Consider the following 26,394-nt stretch of genomic DNA (forward strand, 5'->3'; position numbering starts at 1 on the left):
CCGTGGTCTCCAAAGTCTGGACCGTGAGATCCATGCCACTCTGACGGACGACGGTCAAATTGCAGGTGAACATGCCTGCATCCTAAATGTCGACATAGGGGATGTCCCAGTATTTAACCCCCAGACGCTCAAGTCGTGAGGGCCGCGCCCGCCTCTGCGCACGCTTAACCCACAATCAGCGAGCTAAGCCGATGAAGCGGGGCCAGAAATAACCGTCCCACCGGGGCCAAAGATAGTTGACATACTCACCTGCGTTCAAGAGCGGTGGGAATGAGCCTGCTGATGGCACCGTTAAGCTTCTCGTCTCTGCTTTGGGGCTCCTCCAAAGTGATGACTTCAAGGGAAACAGGAAGCGCCGGGCTTCGGAACAGGCCGCTGCCCGTTAGCGAGAAGGCAGCGCTGGCTTCCCGCTCATGCAACTTGTAGGACACATGTCCTCCTTTGCTAGGTCGACCGGCGAGTACGGTCGTAATTGCCGTTGATGTGGTTTCCTGCCGGAGCACCCCCTGATTGCAGTCCTCTCGTCTGGAAAAGCGGAAGCTTCCACCCGACTGCATATGAGGTCGAGTCCTGAGTCTCGTGCTGCAAGGAATTCAAGGACCGGCCGAGGACGTCAGATTGGGGTGGCCCCACTCACCCAGCCACTGACTGTTTCACACTTATAGTGGAGTCCGATCCAGGGTGACGCGATCAGCTCATAGTCGGGGGAGTCCTCCAGAGGTTCTTCTTTTCTGGATTCACTCGTTGTTTCATCCACTGTCTTTGCCTTCCCGGTGACGAGCCGCGCATAAGTTAGTGCCTAGCCGACTGTGCCTGGTCGAAGGAATGAAAGGCGCGCTATACATCAGACAGGGTGCTCACCGCGCAGACTGCACCTTCGGCGCTGCGCGCCTCGGCACCGTTTTCCAGACCATTCGGCCCCGGGACGATGGAGAATGTCTGAGGCTTGGTCATCGGGGAGGCAAGCCGGTAACCGAAGGTCTTCCCGACCAGGTCGATCCCTTCGCGGCGCATGTGTTCACCCATCATCAGAGCCAGGAGGGGCCCGTGGATGACGAGGCCATCGTAGCCCTCGTTCAGGCACCAGTCGCGGTCGTAGTGGATCCTGTGTGCGTTGTACGTCAACGCGGAGAACCGGAACAAAAGTCGTTCATCGACTGCTTGCCTCAACACTCGGCCCGCGGGCGGGGCCGGCGGGGTCGGGGGTTGGGGCAGGGAGCCGGTTCCTGAAGCGCGGTAGACGATGTCCTGTTCTTCACGGATCAGGAGCTCGTGGGCTTGGAAGATGTCATGGCGAACGGTAGTGAACGTCAGCGGTCCGGTCCGGCCGACCTTCTCGACTGACTTAGCCACGGAAATGACTTTTCTCGCCGGCGCACCAATCTTGAGCTGCCCGAAGGTCGAAACCCGACCACCGGCGAACATTCTGCGCCGGTCAGGTCCTGGAGGTGCCGGAATACCGACTGTGGGGTGCCCGTCCGGCCCGAGCTCACTCTCACGGCTGCGCTCCAAAAGGTAGAGCCAATGCCAGAGCGGAGGGACGGTAGCGCCGACATCGAAGGGTATGTCGATGTTTATGGCTGCAGCGAGGGATTCCACCGGTTCCGCAGCGACGTACTCCGAGCGTTCGATGCGGTCGTCGGTCAAGGTATTTGGTGTCATTTTAGGTCTCTATCTTGGTCGCGTAGGTGGTAGCGCTGAGTGCCGCGATGAGGTTGTCGATGGTGGGTGAAGAATCAAGATTTTCCACTGCGTCGATGAGCTTCGCGGTCGTCTCTTCGCCGTAGGGGCGAAGGAGAGCACGTGCCTTGGCGACAACCTCGGCGTGCGTCATGGGGTTCTTTTCGGAGCCCTTGGCGTCCGTCGGATTCCCGGCCGGGAGAGTGATCTTTTCGCCGTCGATCAGCTCGAAATCAAGGCGAGGGCCGTCCTCGAGCTGGATCGATTCGTCGAGCACCATCGAGATCTTGGCGAAGATCTCCTGGATCCGGGGCTCTGCGATGCGGGGCGGGTCGAATTGCTCCAGCCCGACAGAACGGTTCTCCAGCGCCACGCTGATGGCGTAGGGCAGGCTGAACTGGGCATCGAACACTGTCTCGATGGGATCGACGTTGAGCATGTTGATCGCTGTCTCCCCGGCGGTCACTGTGATGGAGCGGATGTTGGCGGGCCGCAGATCACGTTCAGCGATCAGTTTCATCACTGCATCAACCGCTGAGTGGCTGCCTCGGCAACATGCGTAGGGCTTCAAATAGGACGTGGAGACATTGAAGGTCTCGCCAAGACGGCCAAGGACTCGTTCGGGGAAACCGTGGCCGTCCCCGTAGGTGGCATAGATTCCACCCCATGGTGCCTCGAAGATCCGATGGGGTCCGGTGACACCCGCCCTGGCGAGAAGGGCAGCGTCAATACCTGATTCTCCCGCTTTGCCCGGGTGCACACGCTTGGTCCAGGCGCCGTCCTCGATGAAGGCCCAGACCCCTCCTGTGAACGATCCGGCGATGCCAAGGGCATCGGCAAAGGTGGTCGTGTCAAGCTGGAAGATCTTGGCGCAGGCGGCCGCCGCGGCGAAGGTGCCGAAGGTACCGGTGGAATGCCAACCGCGGTCGGTGTGGGCAGCGAAACCGCCGATGCCCTGCAAGAGCCGATAGCTGATGTCGTATCCGGCGCAGGCGGCAACGATCAGTTCCTTGCCGCTGGAGCCACTGAGTTCTGCGGCAGCGATCGCAGCCGGCAGGGTGGCCGAGCCTGCATGTCCCGGGCCGCCACCGTCGTCGAAGTCCCGGGCGTGGGCCGAGGTTCCGTTGGCGAGTGCTGCGTGTGCGGGGTTCAGGCGTTCGGAGGTTCCCCAGACGAGGCTTGGGCCGCCGTTCGAGATGCCGGTGAGGGCTTTACGGACGCGGCGTGACTCCTCTGAGGGGATGCCGGCCATGGCGACGGCGAGTGTGTCGAGGATGTGGTCTTTGATCCCGGAGACCACATCGGGTGGGAGGTCCTCGTAGCTGGTCTTGGACCAGTATTCGGCGAGCCGTTCGGTGAGGGACTGCTGCCGTTCAGATGTGAGTGACATGGAGTACCTTAGCCTCGGGGACCCAGGTCGACGGTGAGCTGATTGATCGTCCACCGCCCGGCGGTCTGGCTTATGGCGGATTCGGAGTCGACGACGCGGGCCTGAGGGTAGTGGCGGACGAGGTGCCCGACTACTTCTTCGATCTCCACCTTGGCGAGTCCTTGTCCAAGGCAGTTGTGTGGGCCCGTGCTAAACGTGAGTGGCTGGTTCCGCTCGCGGCCCAGGACGAATTCACCGGGGTTCTCGAACCTCTCCGGGTCGCGGTTGGCGGACCATACGGCTACATGCATGTCAGTTCCGGCGGGGATGGTGATGCCTCCGACCTCGATGTCTTCCATGGCAATCTTGCTCACAACACCGGTTCGCGGATAAAGGCGAAGCGCTTCGATGACTGCGGTCGGGATCCAGGTGGGGTCGGCGACGATCTGCTCCCAGACTTCTCTGTTGCGCAGCAAATTCCACACCACCAGGCCGATCTGGTGACCCGTATTTACCGAACTCGCTTCGAGCATCGAGGTTGCTTCGTCGAAGAGTTCCTGCTCGGTGAGCTTGCCGTTGTCGGCGAGCGTCATCAGGTGGGAGAGCATATCGTCGCCGAGACCGTGGGCGCGCTTGCGTTCCATCAGATCCCCCAGATATTCGAACAGTTCGTCGTAGGCGGCGAGGATGTCGGGCTTCAGGCTGCGATCCCTGGCCAGCAGGGCCAGGGTTCGCTCGGAAAGTTCCTGCACTTTGGGGGCGTCGGTTCGCGGAGCACCGGCGAGATGGCAGTAGACCAGCGACGGGATGCGGCGATCTACGCCTGCGTGGAAGTCCACTGGCTTCGTGTCGTCGAGTTCCCCTACGATGCGGGTCACAATATCAGTGAGCATTTCACGGGTGTTCTGCACTGTCGCGGGGCCCATGAATCGGGCAAGCGGGGTGCGCAGGCGCAGCTGTTGCGCTCCGTCCTGCATGATGATGCTGCGAGCTCGAAAACCATGTACGGCACCATCGTTGATGCCGAACTCTTCCATCAGTCGCAGTGCAGAGTTCGCGAACCGTGGATTGCGCAGTACATCGGTGGCCAGTTGGTAGGACAGGACCGCGTAACCTTCGGGACCGGAGGCGATACCTCCGTCTGGAAGCGCGCCACCGGGATGATCGGTCGCGTTTGGGGCGAAGAGTTCGAATGTGGGCACGGTATTCGTCATGATCGCGAGATCGCTCCCATCGGGCAGCAGAGGATGACTTCTTCGAGGTCGTCCTCGCGCTCATCCTCGACCTCGGAACGCAGCTGTTCGAGCGTGCCGTCCTGGTCGATCCGGAACACGTCGGGCATCAATGCAGCGCAGGTGCCGTTGGCATCGCAACGTTGCAGGTCCACGTTGAGTTTGATCATGGGAAAGTCGCCCTTCGTCAGGATTATCAGGCCGAGCAGCCCTTACTTCTGAGAAGGGACCCGATCGGCCGTGTCGTTCATGGTCTACCTTGCGGGCGCATGAGACATTTCACAAATACCAATATCGGGCCCTACCCATCTATTTCAGATATGCCATAGGTCACAGCCACTGTTATGGCGAGGCAGGTACGTGTGGGTCGACCGGGATCTGATCGTCGAAAAACAGTGCCGCGAACCGCTCGGCGACTGGAGTCACGACTCCTTCCCTTCGCCTCACGATTGCAATTGGCACGTTCGGCCACCCCCCGGTTACCGGGATTTGGGCGACGTCGGGGTGGAGCCGGGCCATCTCTAAACTGGAAAGAGATACGCCCACCCCAGCACCGACCAACTGCGCCGCAGTCATGACCGTGGGCACCGGAATAACCCCTGTCGGATTCGCCCCCGTCGACGCGAACTTGTCGGACCAGATCCGCCACAGGATGCGTACCCCCGGGATTCGGGCGGGCAGGATCCAGGTAGCGTCGGCCAGCGTCGCCACATCGAGTGGCGTGGTCTCATCGAGCCCCCAGGACTTGGGTGCGATAAGAGTCAGTGGAAGCTCGTCAACAATCTTCACGTCGAAATGCACCCCGTTGATAGGTTGGAGCGGCTCCTCGGCCACGACCGGCATGATCGCCAAGTCCAGGGTGCCGTCGGCGAGCCGGTCCAACTGCACCTTGGGATTGGCGTCGGTCAGATCCAGCGTCACGTTGCGGTAAATCGAGAGGAATTCAGAGATCTTGGTGCTGCCGATCCGCCATAGGCACATCGGTTCACACCCCAACTTGAGTTCGCCAGCGAGCCCTTGGCCCATGGATCGCAGCGTCTCCGCGATTCTGCGCTCCTCGGCGAGCAGGCGCTGACCGGCGTGGTGAAGGTACTCGCCGGCGGACGTTAGTTCGATGCCGCGGGGCTTGCGCTCGAACAATGTCACTCCGACCTCCTTCTCGAGTTTGGCCATCGCCATGCTCAACGGCGGCTGCGAGATGCGCAGGGCGTGGGACGCCTCGGTGATAGAGCCGTTCTCAGCAACGGCGATGAAATAGCGAACATTCCGAAGATCCATGCATTTAGCATATGGGAACCGCTACAAATTGGTATTTGATGTATGACTCGATCTGGGTGACGGTTGATGTGAGGGCGGCCACGCTCAACTTTCTAAAGCACGTCCACAACGGAGGCAACATGACATACCAGCAGCAGGTGATCGTGGCCGGAGCCGGTCCTACGGGTCTGCTCAATGCGCTGGGCCTGGCACAGCAGGGACTCGACGTCACCGTCGTCGAACGCGCATCGGAGCCACAGGACGCCCCCCGGGCCATCCTCTACCACTGGTCCACTCTGGACGGGCTTGAACGGCTCGGCCTTTTCGAAGACGCTACCCAAGCCGGTTTCCTCAAGCAGGACTATGCCCATTACGTCCGGGACACGGGAGAAACCATCAACTACGGCCTGCAGGCGCTGGAGGGCCGCGTCACTCACCCCTATAACCTCCACCTGGGCCAGGATGCGTTGGCCAAGATCATCTTGCGCCACCTCGAGCAGTTCCCGAATGTGCGAGTGCTCTGGGGACACAAGGTCACCGGGGTCACGCAGGACCGCGAAGTGGTCACCGTCACCGCGGAACACGAGGGAAATCCCGTGAAGTTGCGCGCTCCGTGGCTTATCGCAGCCGATGGTGCAAGCTCCGCTGTCAGGAACGCCCTGGATCTTCCGTTCGAGGGATTCACGTGGCCCGAGCGGTTCGTTGCCGCCAACATCCGGTTCCCTGACGACCGTAGGGGCTGGGCCCAGACCACGTTCTATGTCGACGACGTCTTCGGGGCGATCATCGTAAAAATCGACAACTCGGGTCCGCACGGCCTGTGGCGCTACACATACATGGAAGACGCCGTCCTGCCCGAAGAAGGGGTCGTCGAACGGCTCCCGCGCTTCCTGGAGCAGATCTTCGGCCCCGAGGTGGCCGCGGGCACGACGCTGGACGCCATTGCCCCCTACCGCATGCATCAGCGCAGCGCTCCCACGTACCGCGTCGGCCGAGTCCTGCTGGCCGGCGACGCCGCTCACGCCACGAATCCCACGGGCGGCTTCGGACTGACCATGGGTCTGTTCGACTCCTATGTTCTCAACGAGGCCCTGGGCGCCGTGATCTCCGGGCAGGCGGACGATTCCGTCCTCGATGCGTACGCGGATTTGCGCCGCACCGCCTTCATAACAAAAGCCAGTCCCCGCGCCACGGCCAACAAACAGTTGATCTTTCACTCGTCGGATCCGGTCCGCAGGGACAAGGACCTGGAGGTGTTCCGGCGCATGAGCGCCGATCCTGAGCTCGCCGCGGAGGTCCTCTACTTCACTAAAACGCTCGAGACGCCCTCGCTGATGCGGGTCTAAGACTTTCTTCCAGCATCACCGAAACAGCCAGCCATCCGGCATCATCACGTCAGGAGTCTTTACATGCTTCCTCTGAGCGGCATCACCGTCGTCTCGCTCGAACAAGCAGTCGCCGCGCCGTTCGCAACGCGCCAACTTGCCGATCTGGGCGCTCGGGTCATCAAGATCGAGCGGCCCGGTCCGGGCGACTTTGCCCGCGGATACGACGAAACCGTCAAGGGCATGGCAAGCCACTTTGTCTGGTTGAACCGGTCTAAAGAATCGGTGGCACTGGATTTGAAGAGCCCGGAGGGCAATCATGCCGTTCACGAGTTGGTGCGCAGCGCGGATGTGTTCGTGCAGAACCTGGCTCCCGGTGCGGCAGAGCGTCTTGGGCTCGGCGCTGAAGCTCTGCGTGGCGAGCGTCCTGAGCTGATTCACGTCTCGATCTCCGGTTATGGCGCCGACGGCCCGTATTCATCGAAGAAGGCCTACGACCTGCTTGTGCAGTGCGAAGCCGGCCTAGTCTCCATCACCGGCACCGACGCAACCCCCTCCAAGGTCGGTATTTCGATTGCGGATATTGCCTCTGGCATGTACGCATACTCAGGCATCCTCACTGCCCTGATCCAACGCCAGCAGACCGGGGAGGGAGCCACCATCGAGTTATCCATGCTCGAGGCGCTGGGGGAGTGGATGGGCTTCCCGATGAACTATGCCGTGTACGGTGGGGCCGCGCCGAAACGCACAGGCGCCTCGCACGCTGCCATCGCCCCCTACGGTCCCTTCACTTGCGGCGACTCGAAGCAGGTCTTCTTAGGCATCCAAAACGAACGTGAGTGGGCTACTTTCTGCGATCGGGTCCTCGGCCGTCGAGAAGTGGCCGAGGACGAACGCTTCGTCCGCAATTCCCTGCGTGTTGAGCACTCCATGGACCTTACCTCGGTGATCGAGCAGGCCCTTGCCCGGCACACTGCAGATGAGGTCGTGGACTTGCTCGAGGACGCCGGCATCGCGAACGCCTTGCTACGCGACATGCAGGGGTTTGCGGACCACCCCCAGCTGGCGGCACGCAACAGATGGCGGGAATATGATTCACCAGCCGGACCCTTGCGGGCACTGATTCCGCCGGCGACCTTCATGGGGCAGGAACCGGTAATGAACCGTGTCCCCGACGTGGGAGAGGACACTGAGCGGGTTTTGACCGAGTTCGGGGTGCTGGAAACCACATGAGACCGCTAAGCATTCAGGATCCTGTGGTCACACTCCAAAGCGCTCGTTCGTTTCTCTTCGTTCCGGGAGACCGGCCCGAGAGGTTCTCGAAGGCCGTGGCCTCCGGGACCGATGTGGTCGTCCTCGACCTGGAAGACGCTGTCAGCGCAGAGAACAAAGACGCGGCACTGCAAGCGGTCACTGCCTGGCTGTCAGGAACGGGTCATGCTCTGGTACGGATCGGACGGGACGAGGACCTCGAGGCTTTGACGGGGCTTCCCGGTCTTCTCGGAGTGATGGTCCCGAAGGCCGAGAACCCAGATGCTCTGTTAAGGATTTCCGAGGCGGTGGAGCGGCCCGTGATCGCGCTGATCGAATCGGCTTCCGGCGTCCTGGCGGCCAATTCTTTGGCAAGTGTCCCCGGAGTGGCCCGGTTGGCGTTTGGAGAGCTCGACCTGGCTGCGGACATCGCGGCCCAGCCGAACCAGCGCGCAATGCTGATGGCTCGATCGCTGTTGGTCCTTGCCTCCCGCTCGCAGGGCCTCCCCGGTCCGCTGGACGGCGTGACCTCAAAACTCGACGACGACTCTTTGCTAAACGATGACCTGCACGCCGCTCTCGAGTTGGGGATGTCCGGGAAGCTGCTCATACATCCGCGTCAGGTCGCCGTGACACACAGCGCTTTCCGTCCCAGCGATGACGAGATCACGTGGGCACGGCGCGTCGTGGAGTCCACCAAGGAGGGAGAAGCTGTGGTCAAAGTCGACGGGCAAATGGTCGATGCCCCCGTGCTGCTTCGTGCACAAGCCATTCTCGCGCGCCGGCCTGAATGCGTAAGCACGATCCCGACAAGCAGCTCTGCCGGCGCACCGTGACCTGCCGTTAACGGCATGCATGCAATCAAAAACCTCGACGGTAGATCGAGAAAAAACGCCGTGAAGTTCACGGCCAAGGAGGACAGATGAGTAGGCACGTGAACGAGCGACCGGTCGCCGTGATCACCGGCGGTGGGGGTGGTCTTGGCAACGACATCGCGGATCATCTCGCGGATGACGGATTCGACCTTGCACTGCTTGATGTCTCCAAGGCGGCACTGGAAACCGCAGTGGACCGGCTTGGTGCCAGGTTCCCCGGTCTCAAGGTCCTTACCATAGCCGGGAACCTGTCCGACGAATCCATCGTCAACAAAGCATTCAATCGTATCGAAGACGAGTTCGGGCGAATCGATGCGCTCGTCAGCGCAGCTGGAGGCAGCGGCACCGCAATAGTGCGCGATCTATCCGAACTCAGCGGGGAAATCTGGCGCTCCGTGGTGGAAAGCAACCTGACCAGCACGTTCCTGTGCGCCCAGCACGCCGTTCCGATCATGTTGAAGCGCGGCTATGGGCGCATCGTAAACTTCTCTTCCCTCGTCGCCGACGGCCTCGATGGCCCTTCCGGAACCGTGGGGGCCCGTCTGGCTTACGCTGCCTCCAAGGGAGGCATCGTCAGCCTCACCAAGCAGCTCGGCAAGGACCTCGGCAGTACCGGAATCACCGTCAACGCCATCGCCCCGGGCCTCGTCCTCCCGACCACGGGCCGGGTTCGCGACTCGTTCGAATCCATGGGTGAGGAAGACAGAGCCGCCACCGCCGCCGCCATCCCCGTGGGCAGACCCGGAACCGGACACGAGATTGCCGCAGCCGTTGCCTACCTCGTCTCCGAGGCGGCCGCATTCACCTCCGGCACGGTGCTGCACGTCGACGGCGCCGCATCCTGACCACCACCCACCAATCGAAACGAGAATCCCCGTGACACACCCCCAGCTAGTTATGCTTCCGGCCCTGGGTGCCGATTCCCGCCTGTGGCAGCCGGTCATTGACGAACTCGGCGCCGAGTTCGACTGCACGGTCATTCGCGGTGAAGGGAAGACAATTGAGGCAATGGCAGACCATGTTCTGTCCAAAGCACCCAAGGAATTCATCCTCGTCGGGATCTCGATGGGCGGGTACCTCTCCCTTGAAATCGCACTGCGGAACACCGGTAGAGTGAAGGCGCTGGCGTTGTTCAACACCTCGGCCGTCGCCGCGCCTGAGGACCGCCGACAAAACTCGATCGACCTAATCTCCCTCGTCGAATCCGGCGCCTTCCAGAGGGCAATCGATCGCACGACTCCGGTCGTATCACGGGGCATTCCCGAGATCCAGCGCCTCGCGGCAGCGATGACCAAAGAACTCGGCCCGCGGGTGTTCGTCGACCAGCAGCGCGCCGTCCTTGGCCGTTCGGACCGACGTGCGGAACTGAACACCATCACATGCCCCACCCTCGTAGTGGGCAGCAACGAGGACACCATCACCCCGCCGAAGCTGAGCGAAGACCTGGCACACCGGCTCCCTAATGCGCGGCTTGTCCTTATCAAGGGCAGTGGGCACTTCACCCCGCTGGAACAGCCGGCCGAGGCCGCGGCTGCGCTGGCTGATTTCATTCGCGCTCTAACAGAAGATGCAGCTCAGAATGATCAAAAGATTGCGATCACATGAGTTTTCGTCACTGGTCAGGCCTGGTACTGGGCGGCCAGCACAACACCGGAGAACATCCGGGACGGCTGCGGCACCGCCTGGCGGATCCCGATCCAGAAGGGCCGGTCGCCGCTGATCGACCCCGGGTTACCCGTCATCCAAGCGTTTGCGGGGGACGCTGGGGCGGCCCGCCTTTTCCCAGCTCCGGCCTTCCACCCCGGATCCTGACGCACCTACAAAAGCCGACCTAAGGAAACGTCCACCATGACCACAGACCTGGGGCCTGAATCGCTCACCGCCGCTGTCGTCGGCAGCTTCAAAAACACGCCCGACCAACGGCTGAAAGCCGTGCTGGAAAGCCTCACCCACCACCTTCACGAGTTCGTCCGCGAAGTGGCCCCGAGCATACAGGAGTGGGAAGCAGCTATCGACTTCCTCACCGCCACCGGGCAGAAGTGCGACGACGTACGGCAGGAATTCATCCTGCTCTCCGATGTGCTCGGAGTCTCGATGCTGGTCGAGACGATCAACGACGAAGAAACCCCGGACGCAACAGATTCAACAGTCCTCGGCCCCTTTCACATGGTTCAGTCACCGGAACGGGTCCTGGGCGAAAACATCTCTGCCGAGAGCGAGGGCGACGTGTGCGTCGTCCGAGGAAGCATCACTTCGGTCACCGGGGAACCAGTGCCCGGCGCCAGGATCGATGTCTGGCAGGCCAACACCAAAGGCTTCTACGACGTCCAACAGCCCGGCATCCAAACCATCGGCAACGGGCGGGGTCTGTTCACAGCCGACGAACACGGCGAGTTCTACTTCCGCAGCGTCATCCCCAGCTACTACCCGATCCCAACCGACGGACCCGTGGGCGACCTTTTGCGCGCCACCGAGAGGCGCCCCTACCGCCCTGCCCACATCCACTTCATCGTCGCCGCACCCGACTACATGAAATTGACCACGCACATCTTCGTCGGCGGCAGCGAATACATCGACTCGGACGCAGTGTTTGCGGTAAAGGAAAGCCTCATCAAGCCCTTCACCACCAACGCGGATCCCGAAGCGGCCGCGGCCCTCGGAGTGGCGGCGCCCTTCGTCGAAGGCGTCATCGACATCGTCCTGCACCCCGAAGCCCGTCCCCACGAAGATAGCAATGAGACCGTCAAGGAGATCGTCCGATGAAGGACTTCCAGTACCAGTCCCTGCCGATGCGCGTCACCTTCGGAACCGGCTCGCTCAAGTCACTGCCCGACGAAGTCCGCCGCCTCGGCCTGCGGCGTGTACTGGTCCTCTCCACCTCCTTCCAGGAGGACCTGGCCCGGGAAGTCTCAGATCAGCTCGGGGAGCTCAGCGCCGGCGTGCACCCCGAAGCCCAGATGCACGTTCCGGTCGAATCTGCCCACCGCGCACGCGATGTCGCCAAGGCCGCCGGGGCCGACGGGTACGTCGCTGTGGGCGGCGGCTCCACGACCGGACTGGGCAAGGCCATCGCACTGGAGTTCGGGGCCCCCATCATCGCGGTACCCACCACCTACGCCGGTTCCGAAATGACTCCCATCTGGGGCCTCACCGCCGAGGGAGAGAAAAAGACCGGCCGCGATCCCAAGGTGCTGCCCACAAGCGTCATCTACGACCCCGAACTGACCCTGACCCTGCCCGTGGGCATGTCCGTCACCAGCGGATTCAACGCCATCGCCCACGCCGTCGAGGCGCTGTATGCGCCCGACGGATCCCCCATCATCTCCCTCATGGCAGAGGAAGGCACCCGCGCCCTGGTCAAGGCGCTGCCGAAGATCGCAGAGAACCCGGCCGACATTGAGGCCCGCTCGGACGCCCTCTACGGGGCCTGGCTCTGCGGAGCCACCCTGGGAGCCACAACCATGTCCCTCCACCACAAGCTCTGCCACACCCTCGGCGGAACCTTCAACCTGCCGCACGCCGAAACGCATACCGTCGTTCTGCCCTACGCACTGGCGTACAACTCCGCACACGCGCCGGAGGCCATCGCCGCGCTGCAACGCGCCACAGGAGCGCAGGAACCCGCCAGCTACCTTCGCCAGCTGAGCCTGGACCTCGGAGCGCCAGCGTCCCTGCGCGAACTCGGGCTCACCGACATCGACGTTGAGACGGTCGTCGAACAGGCCACCCGCAACCCCTACGCTAACCCGCGCGCGGTCACCGGCGACGGCATCCGCGCCCTCCTCACCGCCGCGCTCAACGGCGAAACCGTCTAACAACCGATCCGAGAGCCGCCCGAACGGGAAAGGGCCAGCTGGGGGTCCTCGGCCCTCGGCAGCAGAGCCGCCGGGATGGGGCACACGTGACATCGGGCTCCGATACCGGGGTGGTCCGACAGGTGCTCAGGAGCCCGACCCGCAGTTCGTCTCACGAGGACGTCGCCTGCCGCCTCCGGGCGACGGGACTCAGCATGGCCGTTGTTCCACGCGAGTCGGCCCCCGCGAACTCTCAAGCACTGTCACCCCCTCATGCTCACCGGACAGGTCCGCGAGAGTACAAGGAACCGCGAACAGCCATACATAAAATAGATGGGAAGGGCGCAATATTGGTATTTGTGAAATGTCTCATATGGTCGCAAGGTGGAGAGGAAACACCGACATGGTCGTCGCATTCCTTCTCAGAAGTAGGGGCTGCTCGGCCTGATAATCCAGACGAAGGGCGACTTTCCCATGATCAAACTCAACGTGGACCTGCAACGTTGCGATGCCAACGGCACCTGCGCTGCTTTGATGCCCGACGTGTTCCGGATCGACCAGGACGGCACGCTCGAACAGCTGCGTTCCGAGGTCGAGGATGAGCGCGAGGACGACCTCGAAGAAGTCATCCTCTGCTGCCCGATGGGAGCGATCTCGCGATCATGACGAACACCCACTCTCAACTCTCAGAATCCAGTTAGGAAGTACGGCTATGCCCCAGACCGCTACCGACGTTGTCATCATAGGTGGATCCACGGCAGCACTGCGTGCTGCCGAAACCGTTACTCGGCAGGCCCCGGAACTGGACGTCACCATCATCAGTGAGGAGGCTCACCTGCCCTATGAGCTGCCGCCGTTGTCAAAGATTCCCTTGAAGGATCACGTCGATATCGAGTCTCTCGTCTACCCGGTCGCTCGTGAACTGCGAGAGAAGGGCGTCCATTACCGTCTCGGGGAGCGTGCCACGGCCATCGATCCGGCGCGCCGGGTCGTCACCACTGATACCGGCCAGGTCAGGTACCGGGCCGCTATCATCACGACCGGTTGCGAACCGATCGTGCCTCCGATGTTCCGAGGCCAGCAGGACGTGTACGTATTGCGCCGGTTCGACGACTCGGTGGCGCTGCGCCAAGCCGTCGAAGATCGTCAGCGCTCCGTGGCCATCGTCGGCGCCGGCTTCATCGGTGGCGAATTCGCTTCGACGTTGATCAGCGACGGTCGCAAGGTCTCGCTAATCGACCTGTCTGTGCACCCCTTGATCCGTTTCGGTGAAGAGGTCTCCGGCGTTTACGAAGAGCTCCACCGTTACAAGGGAGTCGCAACGTTTTTCGGCGTGGGAGCGACTGGGACGATCGAGCGAGATGGCAGCCGATTCTTGCAGCTCAGCGACGGCCGCGAGGTCGCAGCCGATGTGATTGTCGTGGGAGTCGGGGTGCGGCCAGCCGTTTCCTGGCTGGGTTCCTCGGGAATCCCGCTGGATAACGGCATCGTCGCCGATGAGTATCTCCATACCGTTGAGGGCGTGTTCGCTGCGGGCGACGCCGTCTGCTGGCCCAACGCCCGATTCAACGCCACCATGCGTATCGAGCACTGGACCACCGCCGCGGAGCAGGGGCGTGGAGCCGGACTGAATGCCGTGAAGTACCTCAAGGATGAGCCGCTCGTTCCCTTCGTGAACGTGCCCTTCTTCTGGTCGGATCAGCACGGTCAAAGAGTCCAGTGGGCCGGTCATCAGCTGGGAGGGGAGCAAGTGGTATTCAACCGGAACGAGGGCGGCGAGCTATTTCTCTTCCTCAAGGGTGATCTCGTCACCGGTGTCCTGGCCTTCGAACGGCGCCAGGAGTTTGTGCAATTGCGCGCGAAGCTCCGCCAGCCCCTCGCATGGGACGTCGCCCTCGGTATTGCTTCGGGATTCGAGTCCACGGCCCGAGAGGTGCCAGTGCCGTGACTGTCCAAAGACGCCGCTATGTTTCCTGCCCTTGCGGCTCCCTCCTGGAAGGCGCCGATGATGACGAGCTCGTCAGCTCGGTACGTACACACCTGAGCGAAGTACATCCAGGATTGGACTACGACCGGGACCAAATCTTACTCATGGCCTACTGACCGCCGGGAGACGGACTCGAGGAACGCTCGCGCCGCGATGCCGGTCCGCCCGTACATCGGCTTCTGAGGAAGGCGGAGCGGTAGCGACCCGGAAGGTTGTTTCACGAGTCCGCGGAGTGTGGGATCCGGCATCTAACAAAAAGCGCGGTCCATCACGTTCCGAGCCATAGTGGGGCCCAAAGCCAGAATGGGCGTCGAGCGATGTCTGTCACAGCGACCTCGTCCTGGCCTTCAAACGAATCTCCTTCTGGAACCTGCAGACATAACTGCCTCATCCAGTGGGACCAAAGGCGCGTCGGTAAGTGGCTGAAGAGCGCTAATCCGATATCGAAGCGATCCATGAGTTTTTTCAATGAAAGTTCGAAACCAATAAGACGTCGCATCATCCCAGCGATACAGCGACATCAAATTCAGGAGTCTTAATGTCAGTCAACACGCCCACCAGCGCCCGAATGAAATCGGTACTCTTTTCGAGTTTTATGGGAAGCGCAATCGAATTCTACGATTTCCTGCTCTACGGCCTGGCCGCCAGCGTGGTGTTTGCCCCTCTCTACTTCGCAAACCTGTCTCCGGCAATGGGGATGATCGCATCCTTCGCGACGTTGGCCGTTGGATATCTGGCCAGGCCGCTGGGCGGACTGATCTTCGGCCCGTTCGGAGACCGCCTCGGACGAAAGAAGATGCTCGTCCTGACGATGCTCATGATGGGTGGTGCGAGCTTCTGCATCGGGCTGATCCCGACCCAGGCGGCCATAGGTCAGCTGGCACCCCTGCTGCTGATCGTCCTGCGCGTGATCCAGGGTATAGCCGTCGGTGGCGAGTGGGGCGGAGCAGCACTGATGGCTATGGAGCATTCAACGCGGGAACGCCGAGGCTTTTCCGCCAGTTTCGCCAACATGGGTGGCCCCGCGGGTGCCGCCTTGGCAACTGCCGTGTTCAGCCTGTGCAGCATGATGCCCGACGAAGCGTTCATGAGCTGGGGCTGGCGGGTGCCGTTCCTCCTCAGCGCAGCCCTTGTCGCCATTGGGCTGTTCGTTCGCCTCAAGGTCGCCGAATCACCGGTCTTCCTTGAAGTTCAGCGACAGGCAGCCTCGTCTCACGCGCGTCGGCGAAACCCGATCCTCGAGGTGGTCACCAAGTATCCGCGCGCCGTCATCATCGCTTGCCTGGCAACAATCATGGCCTTCGCCGTCCAGTCCCTGCTGGCCACCTTTGCCGTGCCGTACGCCGTCGCTTCAGGCCACAGCCGCTCCGAAGTCCTATGGATCAGCCTCGCGACCCAGGTGATCCATGTATTCACGATCCCGATGTTCGCAGCCCTCTCTGACAGGATCGGCCGTCGCAAGGTCATGGTGGCCGGCGTGATCGGCATGACCCTCATGATTCACCCCATCTGGCTAATGGTCGCCTCAGATAACCTCCTGCTGCTCTTCCTGGCATTCCTGATTGGCAACCCCGTGCTCCAAGCTATGGTTTACGGGCCCACCGCCGCATACATCTCTGAAATGTTCGGCGCCGAATCCCGCTACACCGGTGCCTCCTTGGCCTACCAATTGTCCTCGACTCTGGGCGGCGGTCTCGTCCCTCTCGCGGCCACCGCCCTGCTGGCAGCCCGCGGCGGAAACGACCCGGTATACGTCTCCGCCTTGGTCATGGCCATCGGACTGGTCAGCCTCCTCGCACTGTTCGCGCCTGCTCGTGGCTACAAGGACAAGACGCAAGAAGGGGCCAAGGCCGCGGTATCCGTGGAGTCGTGACAGGGCAGAGCGTCCCCCGCTGAAACTACGCCGGGGACGCTCTGCCAACAATTTAGACGCCTAAGACTCCACTGCCGAGACACGGTCAGGGGAGTGTGGCGGCGCGGGCAGCCGTTGCGTCGAGGTTCGGGGAAATGGGCCCTAAATGCGGGCCGGATCTGCACACGCCTGCTGGCAGATGCCTGAGTTGATGAGAGGATCTGATGATCTACGAACATGCTGACCTCCGGATAAATCCAGAAACCGAAACCGGGTTCCTCGTGGACTTTGCGGCTGTCAGGCGTTTGTTGCTCGAGGCAGAAGGATGCCTTTCCGTTGAGCTGTTGGTAAGTGTCGACACTCCAGCCGCGTATCTGCTTCGGGTGGGTTGGGAAAGAATTGAAGACCATACAGACACTTTTCCTGGCACCCTCCAAGCCAACGAACTGGGCAGAGTGCTGATGGCGCACTGCGCAACTCGACCGAACGTCATCCATTACAACGGTCAGGAAGTATAGTCACGGGAGTCGAATCCCTTGGTGGGCCATGAACCAGCCTAGATGATCGGGCTCGTCCCACACATCCATTTTTTGAATGCTCAATATTGCACCGCACTAATGCCATCCCGATCCGATGAGGGCATGGGGCAGCGCCCGGCATATCGAGAACGTATGGTAACGAGCGATAATTCGTATTTGTGTGATAGTTCGAAAGGGCTCAAGCTAAACCTAGTCTCGTTTGGAGAAGCTCCGGACGCAGTTTTAGTCCTGTGTTACCTGTTCCTTACCGAGGACGGGTCCCGGCTACGCTGCGAGACAAAACAATCCGCCCCGCTCAATGAGGAGTACCAAATGGGCAAGATCGGCATCTATCTCGAAAGAATCCTGCACCTGCGGCGAGTTCCGCCGAACAGCCCATATCCGCCCTCGCCACACTTTCACCCGTATGGGGCGTCTCTGCACCTGATGGCGTACCCATGGGTGGGATTGCACATCGAGGAAAGTGGTTAGCCTGGCCTGAGGACTGCAACAGTCGGGCGATGCCCAGCAGGGCAGGATTGTTTACCCCGCCCTAATCCGGCCGACGACCCAGGACGCGATTTGGGTGCGTGAGGTGAAGCCCAGCTTGGCCAACATCCGCTCGATGTGTCGACCGATTGTCCTGTGCGAGAGCACTAGCTCGGCGGCGATTTCCCTATTGCTCCGCCCTTGGGCAACGAGGGCCGCAACCTGCTCTTCCCGTTCGGTAAGTTGCGGGCCCCCGTGCTGGCTGTAAGGATCCACAAGCACAGATTTGACTGTACAGTGGGCTGCAGAATTTTTGTGACCCGCGGAGCCTTCTGCCTGCGGTGCTACATACGCGGCGCGCGCCGAGTTCAACGCGACCTCCACGGCCTGATCCATTGATAGCGCGGGCCGGCCGTCGAGGATGGACAGGTACCGGGCTTCCCCGAGTTCGTTCCGTACTTGGGCCGCAGTCTGCTCGAAGTCGGTTTCAAGAGGACCAAATGCAGAAATTGTGGTGCCAATTCCTTTCCATACCGACTGTGCCGCGTGAAAAAGAATTGCCGCTGATTCATAGCGCCCGTTCGAGGCAGCGGTCCATGACATCTGCTCGATGGTCAGTGCAATGCAGAGCCCGTCATGGAAGTCGCCTTGAATTTCCAGCGCGGCGATCTGGGAGTAGCGGGCCTCATCGAGTTGGCCCAGGTGCCACTGGCAGAGGCCCATGACTGCGTGCCCGTAAGCCCGGCTCCACCGCTCGCCTCGTTTGCCGCTTTCAGCCAGGACCTCCCGGCACGTTGCGAGGGCGTCCTCTATCCGGCCGGCGTACATTTGCGCCCAGGCCAAAAGGAAAAGCGCGGTAAGTTCTGATGCACTATCCCCTTCCCGGTGATGGACGGCAGCAGCGTTACGAAAGAGATCAATGGCGTGCTCAAGTCGTCCCCCGAAGACTTCTCTGAGAGCTTCCCAATGATCAACATGAGCAGCCAGCACCTGATGGTCCAGGTCACGAGCGATAACGCGGCACTCCCCAAGATATTGTTGCGCCGCTTCACCGTCCCCCTGAAGCAGGGATACCCAGGCGGCTACCCACAGCGCAGCCCCACGTTCCGGTGTGCAGTGCGTGTCCAGGCTCAGTACTCGGTCGAGCCATCGGCGGCCATCGCTGAGGTTGCCGCCGGCGATCCAGTGGTACCTGAGCAGAGCCGCAAGATTCATCCCTGCTAGTTCCTCTCCCGGCGTGGTCGCTGACCATTCCAGCGCTGAGAGGATATTCGTATGATCGCGCCTGGCCGCGGCGAGGCGGGTTGCCTGGTCCGGCCCGCACCAGAGCGCTACCGTTTCAGACGCCTTGCCGAGGTAGTGGTCGCGCTGGCGACGACGCAAGTCAGAAGATTCTCCGATGCTTTCAAGCAGGTTTGCACCGTACTCCCGGAAGGTCATCAGCTGGCGGTACCGTCTGCGCTGATCGCCAGCAACGGGTCCGTCAATGACGATTTCTGCAACGACCAGGGACTTCGCGACGAGATGATCCAACAGGTCAAGAACATCCCGTTTGTTGAGCTGGCCGAAACCGCAAACCTCCTCCACGGCCTCGACATCGAAGCCGGCCGGAAAGACTGCAAGCCTGGCCCACAACAGCTGCTCGTCCCGCGTGCAGAGTTCATAGCTCCAATCGATGAGCGCCCTCAGCGTTTGCTGCCGAGGAATCGCTGCCCGGCTTCCGCCCGTGAGGATATCGAAACGCCGGTCCAACCGTTCCACAAGCTGAACAACCGATAAGGAGCGCAGCCGCGCGGCAGCAAGTTCGATTGCGAGCGGGATTCCGTCGAGCATTTGGCATAGCCGGGCTACGGCGAGCCGGTTGCCGTCAGTGATTTCAAACCCGGCGTCCACACTTTGGGCCCGATCCACCAGCAACCGAACAGATTCAAAGGCCTCAATCGCACCCGCATGCCCGTTTGACACAACGGGGGCACTGAGGGGCGGTACTTGGTAAACCTGCTCGCCAAAGATCCTCAAGGGTTCCCTGCTCGTTGCAATGACACGCAATTCTGGTGCGAAGTCCAAAAGCATGACTGCCAGGGCTGATACTGCATCCAGAAGATGTTCGCAGTTGTCGAGGACCAGAAGCAGCTGTCGCTCCTGGACGTAGTCCGAAATCCTCTCCGTTGGAGAGCGGCTTGACTGGTCGGGGAGTCGGAGGGCGGCGGCGATCTGGGAACCGACCAAGGCGCTGTCATCCAGAGCCGCGAGTTCAACGGTCCACACTCCGTCGCGAAAGGCCTTCCGTGTCCGTGAGGACAGCTCCGCAGCGAGGCGGGTCTTGCCGACGCCGCCGGGACCGGCAAGGGTTAGGAGGCGGGAGCGTGACATCAGCTCGCGCGCATCGGCAAGTTCTCGCCGTCGTCCAATAAAGCTCGTCAGGTTATGGCCCCCTGTGGATCGAAAAACTACTGCTTCGGTGCCCATAACCCTCCTGTGATGCAGAAAACAATACACGTAGCGGGTTGGGTCATCTGACCCGTTTTAGATCCGGTCCAGGGGACCAGACTGGGTGCAGTCAGAACGATACTTTGAAGCAAGCGGAAGGCCAGGCGCGATGAGGCGCAGAGTAGCAGCGACAACCACGTGCCGGCGTGGCGCCGGCGGGACCCGTGCGGACAATTGCCCCGCAGCCCGCATTTCTGATTCGGGCCAAGGTTGCAGCGATTCCTTTGCTGTTTCGGATCACTGGACCGCGAAGGATCTCTGGCCAGACTGCCTTGATGCACAAGCCAGCGGATCATCTGCGATCTTCCCCGCTGAGGACAGCAATTCTTAACACCAGCCCAGGCTTCTTTGGCATATCTGCCCTTCACCTAAAGGAGGACAGGTCGAAATTGTGTTTCGCCGCCAAGATTTTTGGGGTCCATCCATCAACACATCCCACTACGAAAGAGGCACCATGACAGCGACGTCGCTCGCCGAATTGTCAGATATCAATGTTCCGAATGCTGGGTTGGTGGCTCGTGCCACTGATTTGGTGCCGTTGATCCGGGAGTTCGCCGGGCAGGGTTCTGAAGCCCGGCGCGTGGCTCCGGAGGTGGTGTCGGCCTTGGAAGGTGCAGGGCTGTTCCGGATGCTGGTTCCTAAGCGATACGGCGGTATGGGTGCTTCGTTGCGTACTGCTGTGGAGGTAACGAAGGAAATTTCCCGCGGGGATGGTTCCACCGGGTGGGTTACGACGCTGATGATGGTCGGGACCGGTTTCGCCTCGACCTTTTCCCGGCAGGCCCAGGAGGATGTGTTCGGGAGCAATCCGTTGGCGAAGGTGGCCGGCACGTTCAGCCCGGGCAGCAAGAGTGAGCGGGTTGAAGGGGGCTATCTGATCAGTGGCAGGTGGCCGTATTCCTCCGGTTCCTTTGCTGCTGATTGGGCAACGCTTGGTGTCCTGCTTGACGGTGATGACCCGATGGCGCTGGCCCTCGTCCCGGCTGAGGCGTGGAGCATCGAGCCGACTTGGTTCGTCGCCGGGATGAAGGGCACCGGCAGCGACACGATCGTGGTCGAAAATCATTTTGTGCCCGAGCATCGCGTACAACGCCTCAGCAACATGCTGAGCTCAAATTTCCTCACCCCGTTCAAAGACGACCGCATGGCCAACGTTGCCTTCAATGCCGTCGCAGCCGCAATCCTCATTGCCCCGCAGATCGGCCTGGCCCGGCATGCGCTGGAAATCACCTTGGCGAAGCTGCCCGGCAAACCGGTCGCTTACACCATGTACGACAACGCCAAGAATTCACCCACCCACCAGCTCGCCGTGGCTAAGGCAGCCACGAACCTGCACATCTCAGAACTGCTGTTGAACCGGATGTGCCTGGACATCGACACGGCAGCCGACGCCGGCCAGCAGCTTGACCTGCCCACCCGGGCCCGGATCCGCAACGACACCGGCATCATCGCTGAACTGATCGGGCATGCCATCGATGCGCTGATGACCGCCAACGGTGCCGGCTCGTTCGCCGAGGCCAACGTGCTGAACCAGATCTGGCGCGACTCCGAAATCGCCGCCCGGCACGCCTTCGTCACCCCAGAAATCGGCAAAGAAGCCTACGGCCGGGTCCTGATGGGCCTAGAGCCAACCATCAACCTCTAAGGCAGGGCCAAAATGTCCACCCCCACGATCCCCCCAACACCGGCTGAGGACCCGGCACGAACTTACCGGCGCGTCCTCGGACATGTCCCAACCAGCGTCGCGGTCGTCACCGCCGGCACCAGGTCCGGGCCTGTCGGAATGACCGTAGGCTCCTTCACTTCGGTCTCGCTGGAACCGCCCCTGGTGGCCTTCTTCGTTGACAAGGCCTCCAAAACATGGCCCCGCCTCTATGAAGCCAGCCACTTTGGCGTCAACATCCTCGGCCAGGACCAAACGGCGCTCTGCAAAGCATTCTCCCGCCGCTCCGAAGACCGCTTCGATGAAGTCGACTGGACCCCCTCGGACCGCGGAGTCCCATTACTGAACGACGCCATCGTCACCCTTGAATGCACCCGCTACAAAATCGATCTCATCGGCGACCACTACCAAGTCGTCGGACGCGTCGAATCCCTTGAACTACGCGCCACCAACCCACCCCTGATCTTCCTCCAAGGCAACTTCCTCAACCTCACGGTCTAGCGGCATGGACGGCGCCGGGAGGATACCTCCGCACGAATATGAAACAACGGGCCGGGCAAAGGCGCGGCCAGCAAGCCAATCGGCTCTAGCACGGGGTATCCAAATGAACATGCTAGTTGGATCTGACAAGCCGCGAAGCCGGAGAAAGCATCGCCCAGAAACGGCATCACCAAATCGATGGTGGACGATTTCACCGCTTTCATCCACCACGTATCAACGGATGTGACCCTGACCGAACCACAAGGGCACCAGCCCAGCGACGCGCTGTCGACCCCGAGGTCTAGCCCGAAACGCTGGCCACTCTGTCCGACACGTATGCGGGAGAAACCTTCTGGGACCCGCTCGGCTGACACCGAGTTCACTTGCAAGACGGTTCCCGCCAAAGAGGCCGGGAACAAACACCAGAAAGGAGGCCCCGAATTGGGCCGTATCATCATCAGTGGGGCATCAGGGGATCTTGGCCGCAGAGTCACAAAAATACTTCTTGCGGCTGACCCGGACATCGAATTAACACTTGTATCGCGCACACCAGAAAAGCTCTACAAGCACAAAACACATGGCATCCGCGTGATGCGCGGCGACTACCAGGAACCCGACTCCCTCAACGCTGCTTACACTGGCGGGGAAGTCCTCTTCCTCATCAGCGGCCTTAATCTTGGCCACCGAGTATCCGAAACGCGAAACGCAATCGCCGCAGCCAAACATGCTGGGATCCGCCACATCGTGTACACCTCGGTCGGGGGCATACACCCCAACAACCCCGCTCTTTCAGCCAGGGATCACTACCAGAGTGAACTGGATCTCAGGGCTTCCGGCTTGGACTACACATTCCTCCGTAACGCGCTCTACTCCGAGATCATCAGCAACGTCCTACTTGCTCCTGCCACATCCAGCGGTGACATCTCACAGGCAACAGCCAAAGGGCGCTTGGCACCGGCGGCTAAAGCCGACGTCGCCCGCAGCGCTGCCACGGTCCTGCTTGAGTCCGCGAAGCATGTTGGTGCCGTCTATGAAATCACCGGACCTGAACTGTTGACCTTTGAAGAAATCGCGTACATCGGCTCGGAGGTGCATGACACTCCCATCAAGTACGTACCAATATCAGCTGATGAGCGCCTCGCCTTTTTTGACTCCATTGGTATTCCAAGGACGTACGACCCAAGCATGCCGCCAAGCGCCGATGGGCACATGTGGGCAAGCGATGAGTTGGTCACTGCCGAAGTCGCAATAGCTGAGGGTTACCAGACGGTCCTCTCCGGCCACGTGAAGCTGATAACAGGGCGTGATCCCGAATGCCTCCGGTCCGTGATGGAAAGCGTCAAGTCCGTTCGCTATGACCAGATCCCAGCAGAGGTTTCATAAGGACCATCAATAGGGACCTTGTGCGGAACGACGGCCTCGCTCCAAGCAAATTAGGGGCGAAGCCGTCTCCGTGCTCGTAACCAGGCTTGGGTTCGATCGAGCACTTTAGATATTTCGGCGCGCAGCTGGACTGTCAGGAGCCCAACCACAACATTCCATTGTGATGTGCTGTATACCGCTGTGAGATTCCACGCTATTTGAACCTGTTCCGATTTACATGAACAATCGTCCCGTTCTAGTTGAACCAGCGACTGATTCTGTGGGGTCGGAGGCTACTTGGCGGTTTGAACACTAGTTGGCGAAATGGGACTAGACGTTTGGCGAAGACCGGTTTAGTTGGCGGTACGGACGCTCGGGCTTAGTAGCAAGACTCGCAACTAAGCCCGAGTTTCTACGGGACTTTTCCCTGCCTTGCCCCCTCTTTAGTTGCCTTCACGGTCGAAGCCTGATGGCAGCGTTTGCGGGGGAGCGAATGCAGTTCGAGTCCCACCTCGGGCACAGCATTCCCCCTCGTCAGAGGGGGTTTTTGCTTTAACGTGTGTACATTGACCCTGCTCGGGTCCCTCTGACGCTTGTCGCGGCCTGAAGCCTGGCTGCCGCGTGGCCTATGAAGTTGTGTGGGTGGCGGGTCAAGTGCCCTGGCTGTGAGCCCTCTGCCTGCTGGGATCTGGGGTCATTCGGGGCTCCTCTCTGGCTTGTTCTGGCGGCCGTGGTTGGTCTTGTACCAATTCATGCCTGGGGGTTGTGGGGGTGACATGACCTGAGGGAGATTTCTTCCAAATTTTCGCCTCGACTAACCCTTCGGCTACCTGCCTGACGCCAAGCTGGTGTGTATCTAACCCTGACAGGGCGTGCTGCATATGTGCGGCATGAGTAATCGGTTATATCGAACTCCTAAAAGGCCTCATGGTCCTCGGTGGACGAAGGGAATCATCGTGGTGAGCAGCCTTCTTACGCTTAGATCGTGGAAATGCAGCGCCGGTTTTACTGTGGTCGTTTCCGGAGGAGAAGCACCGCCAGGTCGCGAACTACGGCTTCGATGGAAGCCCTACGGCTTGCATGCTTCGCGCCGGCGGGCTTTTCGTGGCGTGCTGGTACCTGTGTTTGTTCGCCGGTTGGCTGAGGAATCCGGCCTACATCGGTATGGATGGGGTAGTAAAAGATGAGGTCGGTGCTCCGTCGACGGAATAGGATCTCGGGTGGCAGCGTGGGCTCCAAATGTTCTGGGCCGTCGTGGCAGTGTTGGACCGCACACGGGTACATCACGCCCAAGAGGGCCACGCTGTATTCCTGGGCACGATAGTGCTGCGCCGGCCAGTGGGTCGTGGAGACGTAGCTTGCGCCACTGCGCAATGCTCCCTTCCTGGCAAAGGCCCTCATTGTGTTCCTTTCTGACATCACGATTGTTCAGCTGTCCCTGACCGTGGGTTGACATGGCGAGTGGAGCGAACAGGCTTTGGGAAATCTCTTCGGATGCCTTGGAGTTCCAATGCCGGCGGGCTCGTCCTCATTTTTCACCCGTTTGGCCCCGTCACCTCGCAGCTCCGGCGTCCGTGCCCAAGACGGCGTTGCTGGCGGCATGGTTCCTCATACGGTCCGCCAGCACTTTGCTCTGGAACGTCAGAGTTCTTTGAGAACCGTTGCCAGGCGCGCGTGCCCTACCTCAATCCTTTCTGGGGTTTGCGATTCGCAGCAAAGTCGAAGTGCATTGCCGAAACTTCCGGAAACCGAGAAGGCGCGACCCGGGATGAAGGCTACGCCTTGGCACCTGCAACCTCGAACGGTTTTGAAGTGTCAATCGCGTTGTTGAAGGTGACCCATAGGAAGAAGCTGCCCTCTGGACTGGTCCACGTGGCTAGTGCGGTCGGCCCAGGGAATGTTAATGGCGGAGACTCAAGGCGTTGACATGTCATCCTCTTTTCTTGTGGCGGCTATTGCGCTGTGTATCCGCCGTCTATGGGCAACGAGGTGCCGGTGATGTAAGAGGCTTCATCCGAGGCCAGATATGCCACGGCTCCGGCCACGTCGCTTGGAAGCGCAAGCCGTTTGAGGGGGATTTGGTCAACAACCCTTGCTTCGGCCGCTGCTGGATCTGCATGCGTTTCCAGCCACTCGTCGTACAGCGGTGTCGTTGTCATGCCTGGGGCAACGGCGTTTACTCGGATGTTGTAGGGGGCCAGTTCCACGGCTGCAGCCTTCGTCAGCGCCAGCATTGCTCCCTTGCTGGCGCTGTAAATCCCCATGGTGGGCACTCCGATTGAGGCCAAACGCGAAGTGATGTTGATGATCGATCCGCCAGTGTCCTGCATGGTTCGGGCGGCCGCTTGCAGAAGGCGGATGGCAGCGAAAGTGTTGACTTCGAAGACTTCTCGGATCTCCTTGTCGGGAACTAACAGAAGGTCTCCCGTGTGATCGACCGCGGCGTTGTTGACCAGCACGTCGAGTCGACCAAAGCGTGAAACTGCTGCGGAGGTGAGGGCATTGCCTGATTCTTCGTCTTTGATGTCCGTGGAATAGAAGTGCAGATGGGAACCGAGTGCCACTTCAAGTCGTTGCCCTCGCTCGATTGACCGCCCGGTTGCCAGCACCTGGGCACCTTCGGCTACCAGTCTGCGGGCGATTGTTTCCCCGATACCGGCAGTAGCGCCTGTGACCAACGCGACTTTGCCCGCTAGACGGGCGTTGGAAGTTGATTGCGATATCACTTTGAATCCTCTCGTAGGCACATTTCGTGCGTGCCAGATGTCTT

General features: G+C 60.9%; 23 protein-coding genes. 14 read left to right on the plus strand and 9 right to left on the minus strand.

The features are described from left to right. Window positions 1–245: 245 nt before the first annotated feature. The 6 genes from AC1DEY_RS19500 to AC1DEY_RS19525 all read right to left on the minus strand — a co-directional run bounded on the left by AC1DEY_RS19500 (window position 246) and on the right by AC1DEY_RS19525 (window position 5,559). Window positions 246–431, minus strand: a complete 186-nt coding sequence (locus AC1DEY_RS19500) for a hypothetical protein (RefSeq protein WP_476869414.1) — start codon at window positions 429–431, stop codon at window positions 246–248. Window positions 432–837: 406 nt separating this feature from the next. Continuing rightward, entirely contained in the window at window positions 838–1,662 is an 825-nt protein-coding gene (locus AC1DEY_RS19505; protein WP_476869415.1) for an HTD2 family dehydratase, read from the minus strand. Window position 1,663: 1 nt separating this feature from the next. After that, window positions 1,664–3,070, minus strand: a complete 1,407-nt coding sequence (locus AC1DEY_RS19510) for an MmgE/PrpD family protein (RefSeq protein WP_476869416.1) — start codon at window positions 3,068–3,070, stop codon at window positions 1,664–1,666. 8 nt (window positions 3,071–3,078) lie between these two features. Then, window positions 3,079–4,263, minus strand: a complete 1,185-nt coding sequence (locus AC1DEY_RS19515; protein WP_476869417.1) for a cytochrome P450 — start codon at window positions 4,261–4,263, stop codon at window positions 3,079–3,081. Next, the gene (locus AC1DEY_RS19520; protein ID WP_476869418.1) at window positions 4,260–4,451 is read right to left on the minus strand and encodes a ferredoxin; all 192 of its coding nucleotides are present in this window, start codon (window positions 4,449–4,451) and stop codon (window positions 4,260–4,262) included. Before AC1DEY_RS19520 ends, AC1DEY_RS19515 begins: the two co-directional genes overlap by 4 nt. A 172-nt stretch (window positions 4,452–4,623) precedes the next feature. Then, on the minus strand, window positions 4,624–5,559 hold the full coding sequence (locus tag AC1DEY_RS19525; protein WP_476869419.1) for a LysR family transcriptional regulator: 936 nt from the start codon (window positions 5,557–5,559) through the stop codon (window positions 4,624–4,626). A 119-nt stretch (window positions 5,560–5,678) separates the two neighbouring features. On the opposite strand from AC1DEY_RS19525, the gene AC1DEY_RS19530 reads away from it, so the two are divergent. The 5 genes from AC1DEY_RS19530 to AC1DEY_RS19550 all read left to right on the plus strand — a co-directional run bounded on the left by AC1DEY_RS19530 (window position 5,679) and on the right by AC1DEY_RS19550 (window position 10,594). Then, window positions 5,679–6,884: an FAD-dependent oxidoreductase gene (locus AC1DEY_RS19530; RefSeq protein ID WP_476869420.1), complete on the plus strand. Its 1,206-nt coding sequence runs from the start codon at window positions 5,679–5,681 to the stop codon at window positions 6,882–6,884. A 63-nt stretch (window positions 6,885–6,947) separates the two neighbouring features. Continuing rightward, window positions 6,948–8,096: a CaiB/BaiF CoA transferase family protein gene (locus AC1DEY_RS19535; RefSeq protein WP_476869421.1), complete on the plus strand. Its 1,149-nt coding sequence runs from the start codon at window positions 6,948–6,950 to the stop codon at window positions 8,094–8,096. 23 nt (window positions 8,097–8,119) lie between these two features. After that, window positions 8,120–8,950, plus strand: coding sequence for an HpcH/HpaI aldolase/citrate lyase family protein (locus tag AC1DEY_RS19540; protein WP_476869422.1), 831 nt, complete (start codon window positions 8,120–8,122; stop codon window positions 8,948–8,950). 86 nt (window positions 8,951–9,036) lie between these two features. Further along, window positions 9,037–9,834, plus strand: a complete 798-nt coding sequence (locus AC1DEY_RS19545) for an SDR family oxidoreductase (protein ID WP_476869423.1) — start codon at window positions 9,037–9,039, stop codon at window positions 9,832–9,834. A 52-nt stretch (window positions 9,835–9,886) separates the two neighbouring features. Next, window positions 9,887–10,594 (plus strand): alpha/beta fold hydrolase, encoded by a 708-nt coding sequence (locus AC1DEY_RS19550; protein ID WP_476869424.1) that lies wholly within the window; start codon window positions 9,887–9,889, stop codon window positions 10,592–10,594. Between the two features lie 14 nt (window positions 10,595–10,608). Here AC1DEY_RS19550 and AC1DEY_RS19555 read toward each other — a convergent pair whose 3' ends face one another. Next, window positions 10,609–10,731, minus strand: a complete 123-nt coding sequence (locus AC1DEY_RS19555; RefSeq protein WP_476869425.1) for a hypothetical protein — start codon at window positions 10,729–10,731, stop codon at window positions 10,609–10,611. 106 nt (window positions 10,732–10,837) lie between these two features. Here AC1DEY_RS19555 and AC1DEY_RS19560 point away from each other — a divergent pair, with 106 nt between their 5' ends. The 6 genes from AC1DEY_RS19560 to AC1DEY_RS19585 all read left to right on the plus strand — a co-directional run bounded on the left by AC1DEY_RS19560 (window position 10,838) and on the right by AC1DEY_RS19585 (window position 17,140). Further along, the gene (locus tag AC1DEY_RS19560; protein ID WP_476869426.1) at window positions 10,838–11,752 is read left to right on the plus strand and encodes a dioxygenase family protein; all 915 of its coding nucleotides are present in this window, start codon (window positions 10,838–10,840) and stop codon (window positions 11,750–11,752) included. Beyond that, window positions 11,749–12,804 carry a maleylacetate reductase gene (locus AC1DEY_RS19565; protein WP_476869427.1) on the plus strand — a complete coding sequence of 352 codons (1,056 nt, stop codon included), beginning with the start codon at window positions 11,749–11,751 and terminating at the stop codon, window positions 12,802–12,804. The genes AC1DEY_RS19560 and AC1DEY_RS19565 overlap by 4 nt, the downstream gene beginning before the upstream one ends. 453 nt (window positions 12,805–13,257) lie before the next feature. Continuing rightward, window positions 13,258–13,449 (plus strand): ferredoxin, encoded by a 192-nt coding sequence (locus AC1DEY_RS19570; protein ID WP_476869418.1) that lies wholly within the window; start codon window positions 13,258–13,260, stop codon window positions 13,447–13,449. A gap of 46 nt (window positions 13,450–13,495) precedes the next feature. After that, window positions 13,496–14,731 (plus strand): NAD(P)/FAD-dependent oxidoreductase, encoded by a 1,236-nt coding sequence (locus AC1DEY_RS19575; RefSeq protein ID WP_476869428.1) that lies wholly within the window; start codon window positions 13,496–13,498, stop codon window positions 14,729–14,731. Between the two features lie 634 nt (window positions 14,732–15,365). After that, window positions 15,366–16,643: an MFS transporter gene (locus AC1DEY_RS19580; protein ID WP_476869429.1), complete on the plus strand. Its 1,278-nt coding sequence runs from the start codon at window positions 15,366–15,368 to the stop codon at window positions 16,641–16,643. Between the two features lie 203 nt (window positions 16,644–16,846). Then, a complete protein-coding gene (locus AC1DEY_RS19585; RefSeq protein WP_476869430.1) occupies window positions 16,847–17,140 on the plus strand; it encodes an antibiotic biosynthesis monooxygenase family protein in 294 nt (97 codons plus the stop codon). Window positions 17,141–17,683: 543 nt separating this feature from the next. Here the strand turns inward: AC1DEY_RS19585 and AC1DEY_RS19590 are convergent. Continuing rightward, window positions 17,684–20,098 carry an ATP-binding protein gene (locus AC1DEY_RS19590; RefSeq protein ID WP_476869431.1) on the minus strand — a complete coding sequence of 805 codons (2,415 nt, stop codon included), beginning with the start codon at window positions 20,096–20,098 and terminating at the stop codon, window positions 17,684–17,686. A 475-nt stretch (window positions 20,099–20,573) separates the two neighbouring features. Here AC1DEY_RS19590 and AC1DEY_RS19595 point away from each other — a divergent pair, with 475 nt between their 5' ends. The 3 genes from AC1DEY_RS19595 to AC1DEY_RS19605 all read left to right on the plus strand — a co-directional run bounded on the left by AC1DEY_RS19595 (window position 20,574) and on the right by AC1DEY_RS19605 (window position 23,645). Next, window positions 20,574–21,764: an acyl-CoA dehydrogenase family protein gene (locus AC1DEY_RS19595; RefSeq protein WP_476869432.1), complete on the plus strand. Its 1,191-nt coding sequence runs from the start codon at window positions 20,574–20,576 to the stop codon at window positions 21,762–21,764. Between the two features lie 12 nt (window positions 21,765–21,776). Continuing rightward, window positions 21,777–22,283 (plus strand): flavin reductase family protein, encoded by a 507-nt coding sequence (locus tag AC1DEY_RS19600; RefSeq protein ID WP_476869433.1) that lies wholly within the window; start codon window positions 21,777–21,779, stop codon window positions 22,281–22,283. 420 nt (window positions 22,284–22,703) lie between these two features. Then, window positions 22,704–23,645 (plus strand): NAD(P)H-binding protein, encoded by a 942-nt coding sequence (locus tag AC1DEY_RS19605; protein WP_476869434.1) that lies wholly within the window; start codon window positions 22,704–22,706, stop codon window positions 23,643–23,645. Between the two features lie 1,931 nt (window positions 23,646–25,576). On the opposite strand, the gene AC1DEY_RS19610 is transcribed toward AC1DEY_RS19605, so the two are convergent. Then, window positions 25,577–26,350, minus strand: coding sequence for an SDR family NAD(P)-dependent oxidoreductase (locus tag AC1DEY_RS19610; protein ID WP_476869435.1), 774 nt, complete (start codon window positions 26,348–26,350; stop codon window positions 25,577–25,579). Window positions 26,351–26,394 lie beyond the last annotated feature (44 nt).

The sequence above is a fragment of the Arthrobacter sp. 05T47 genome (assembly GCF_056395825.1).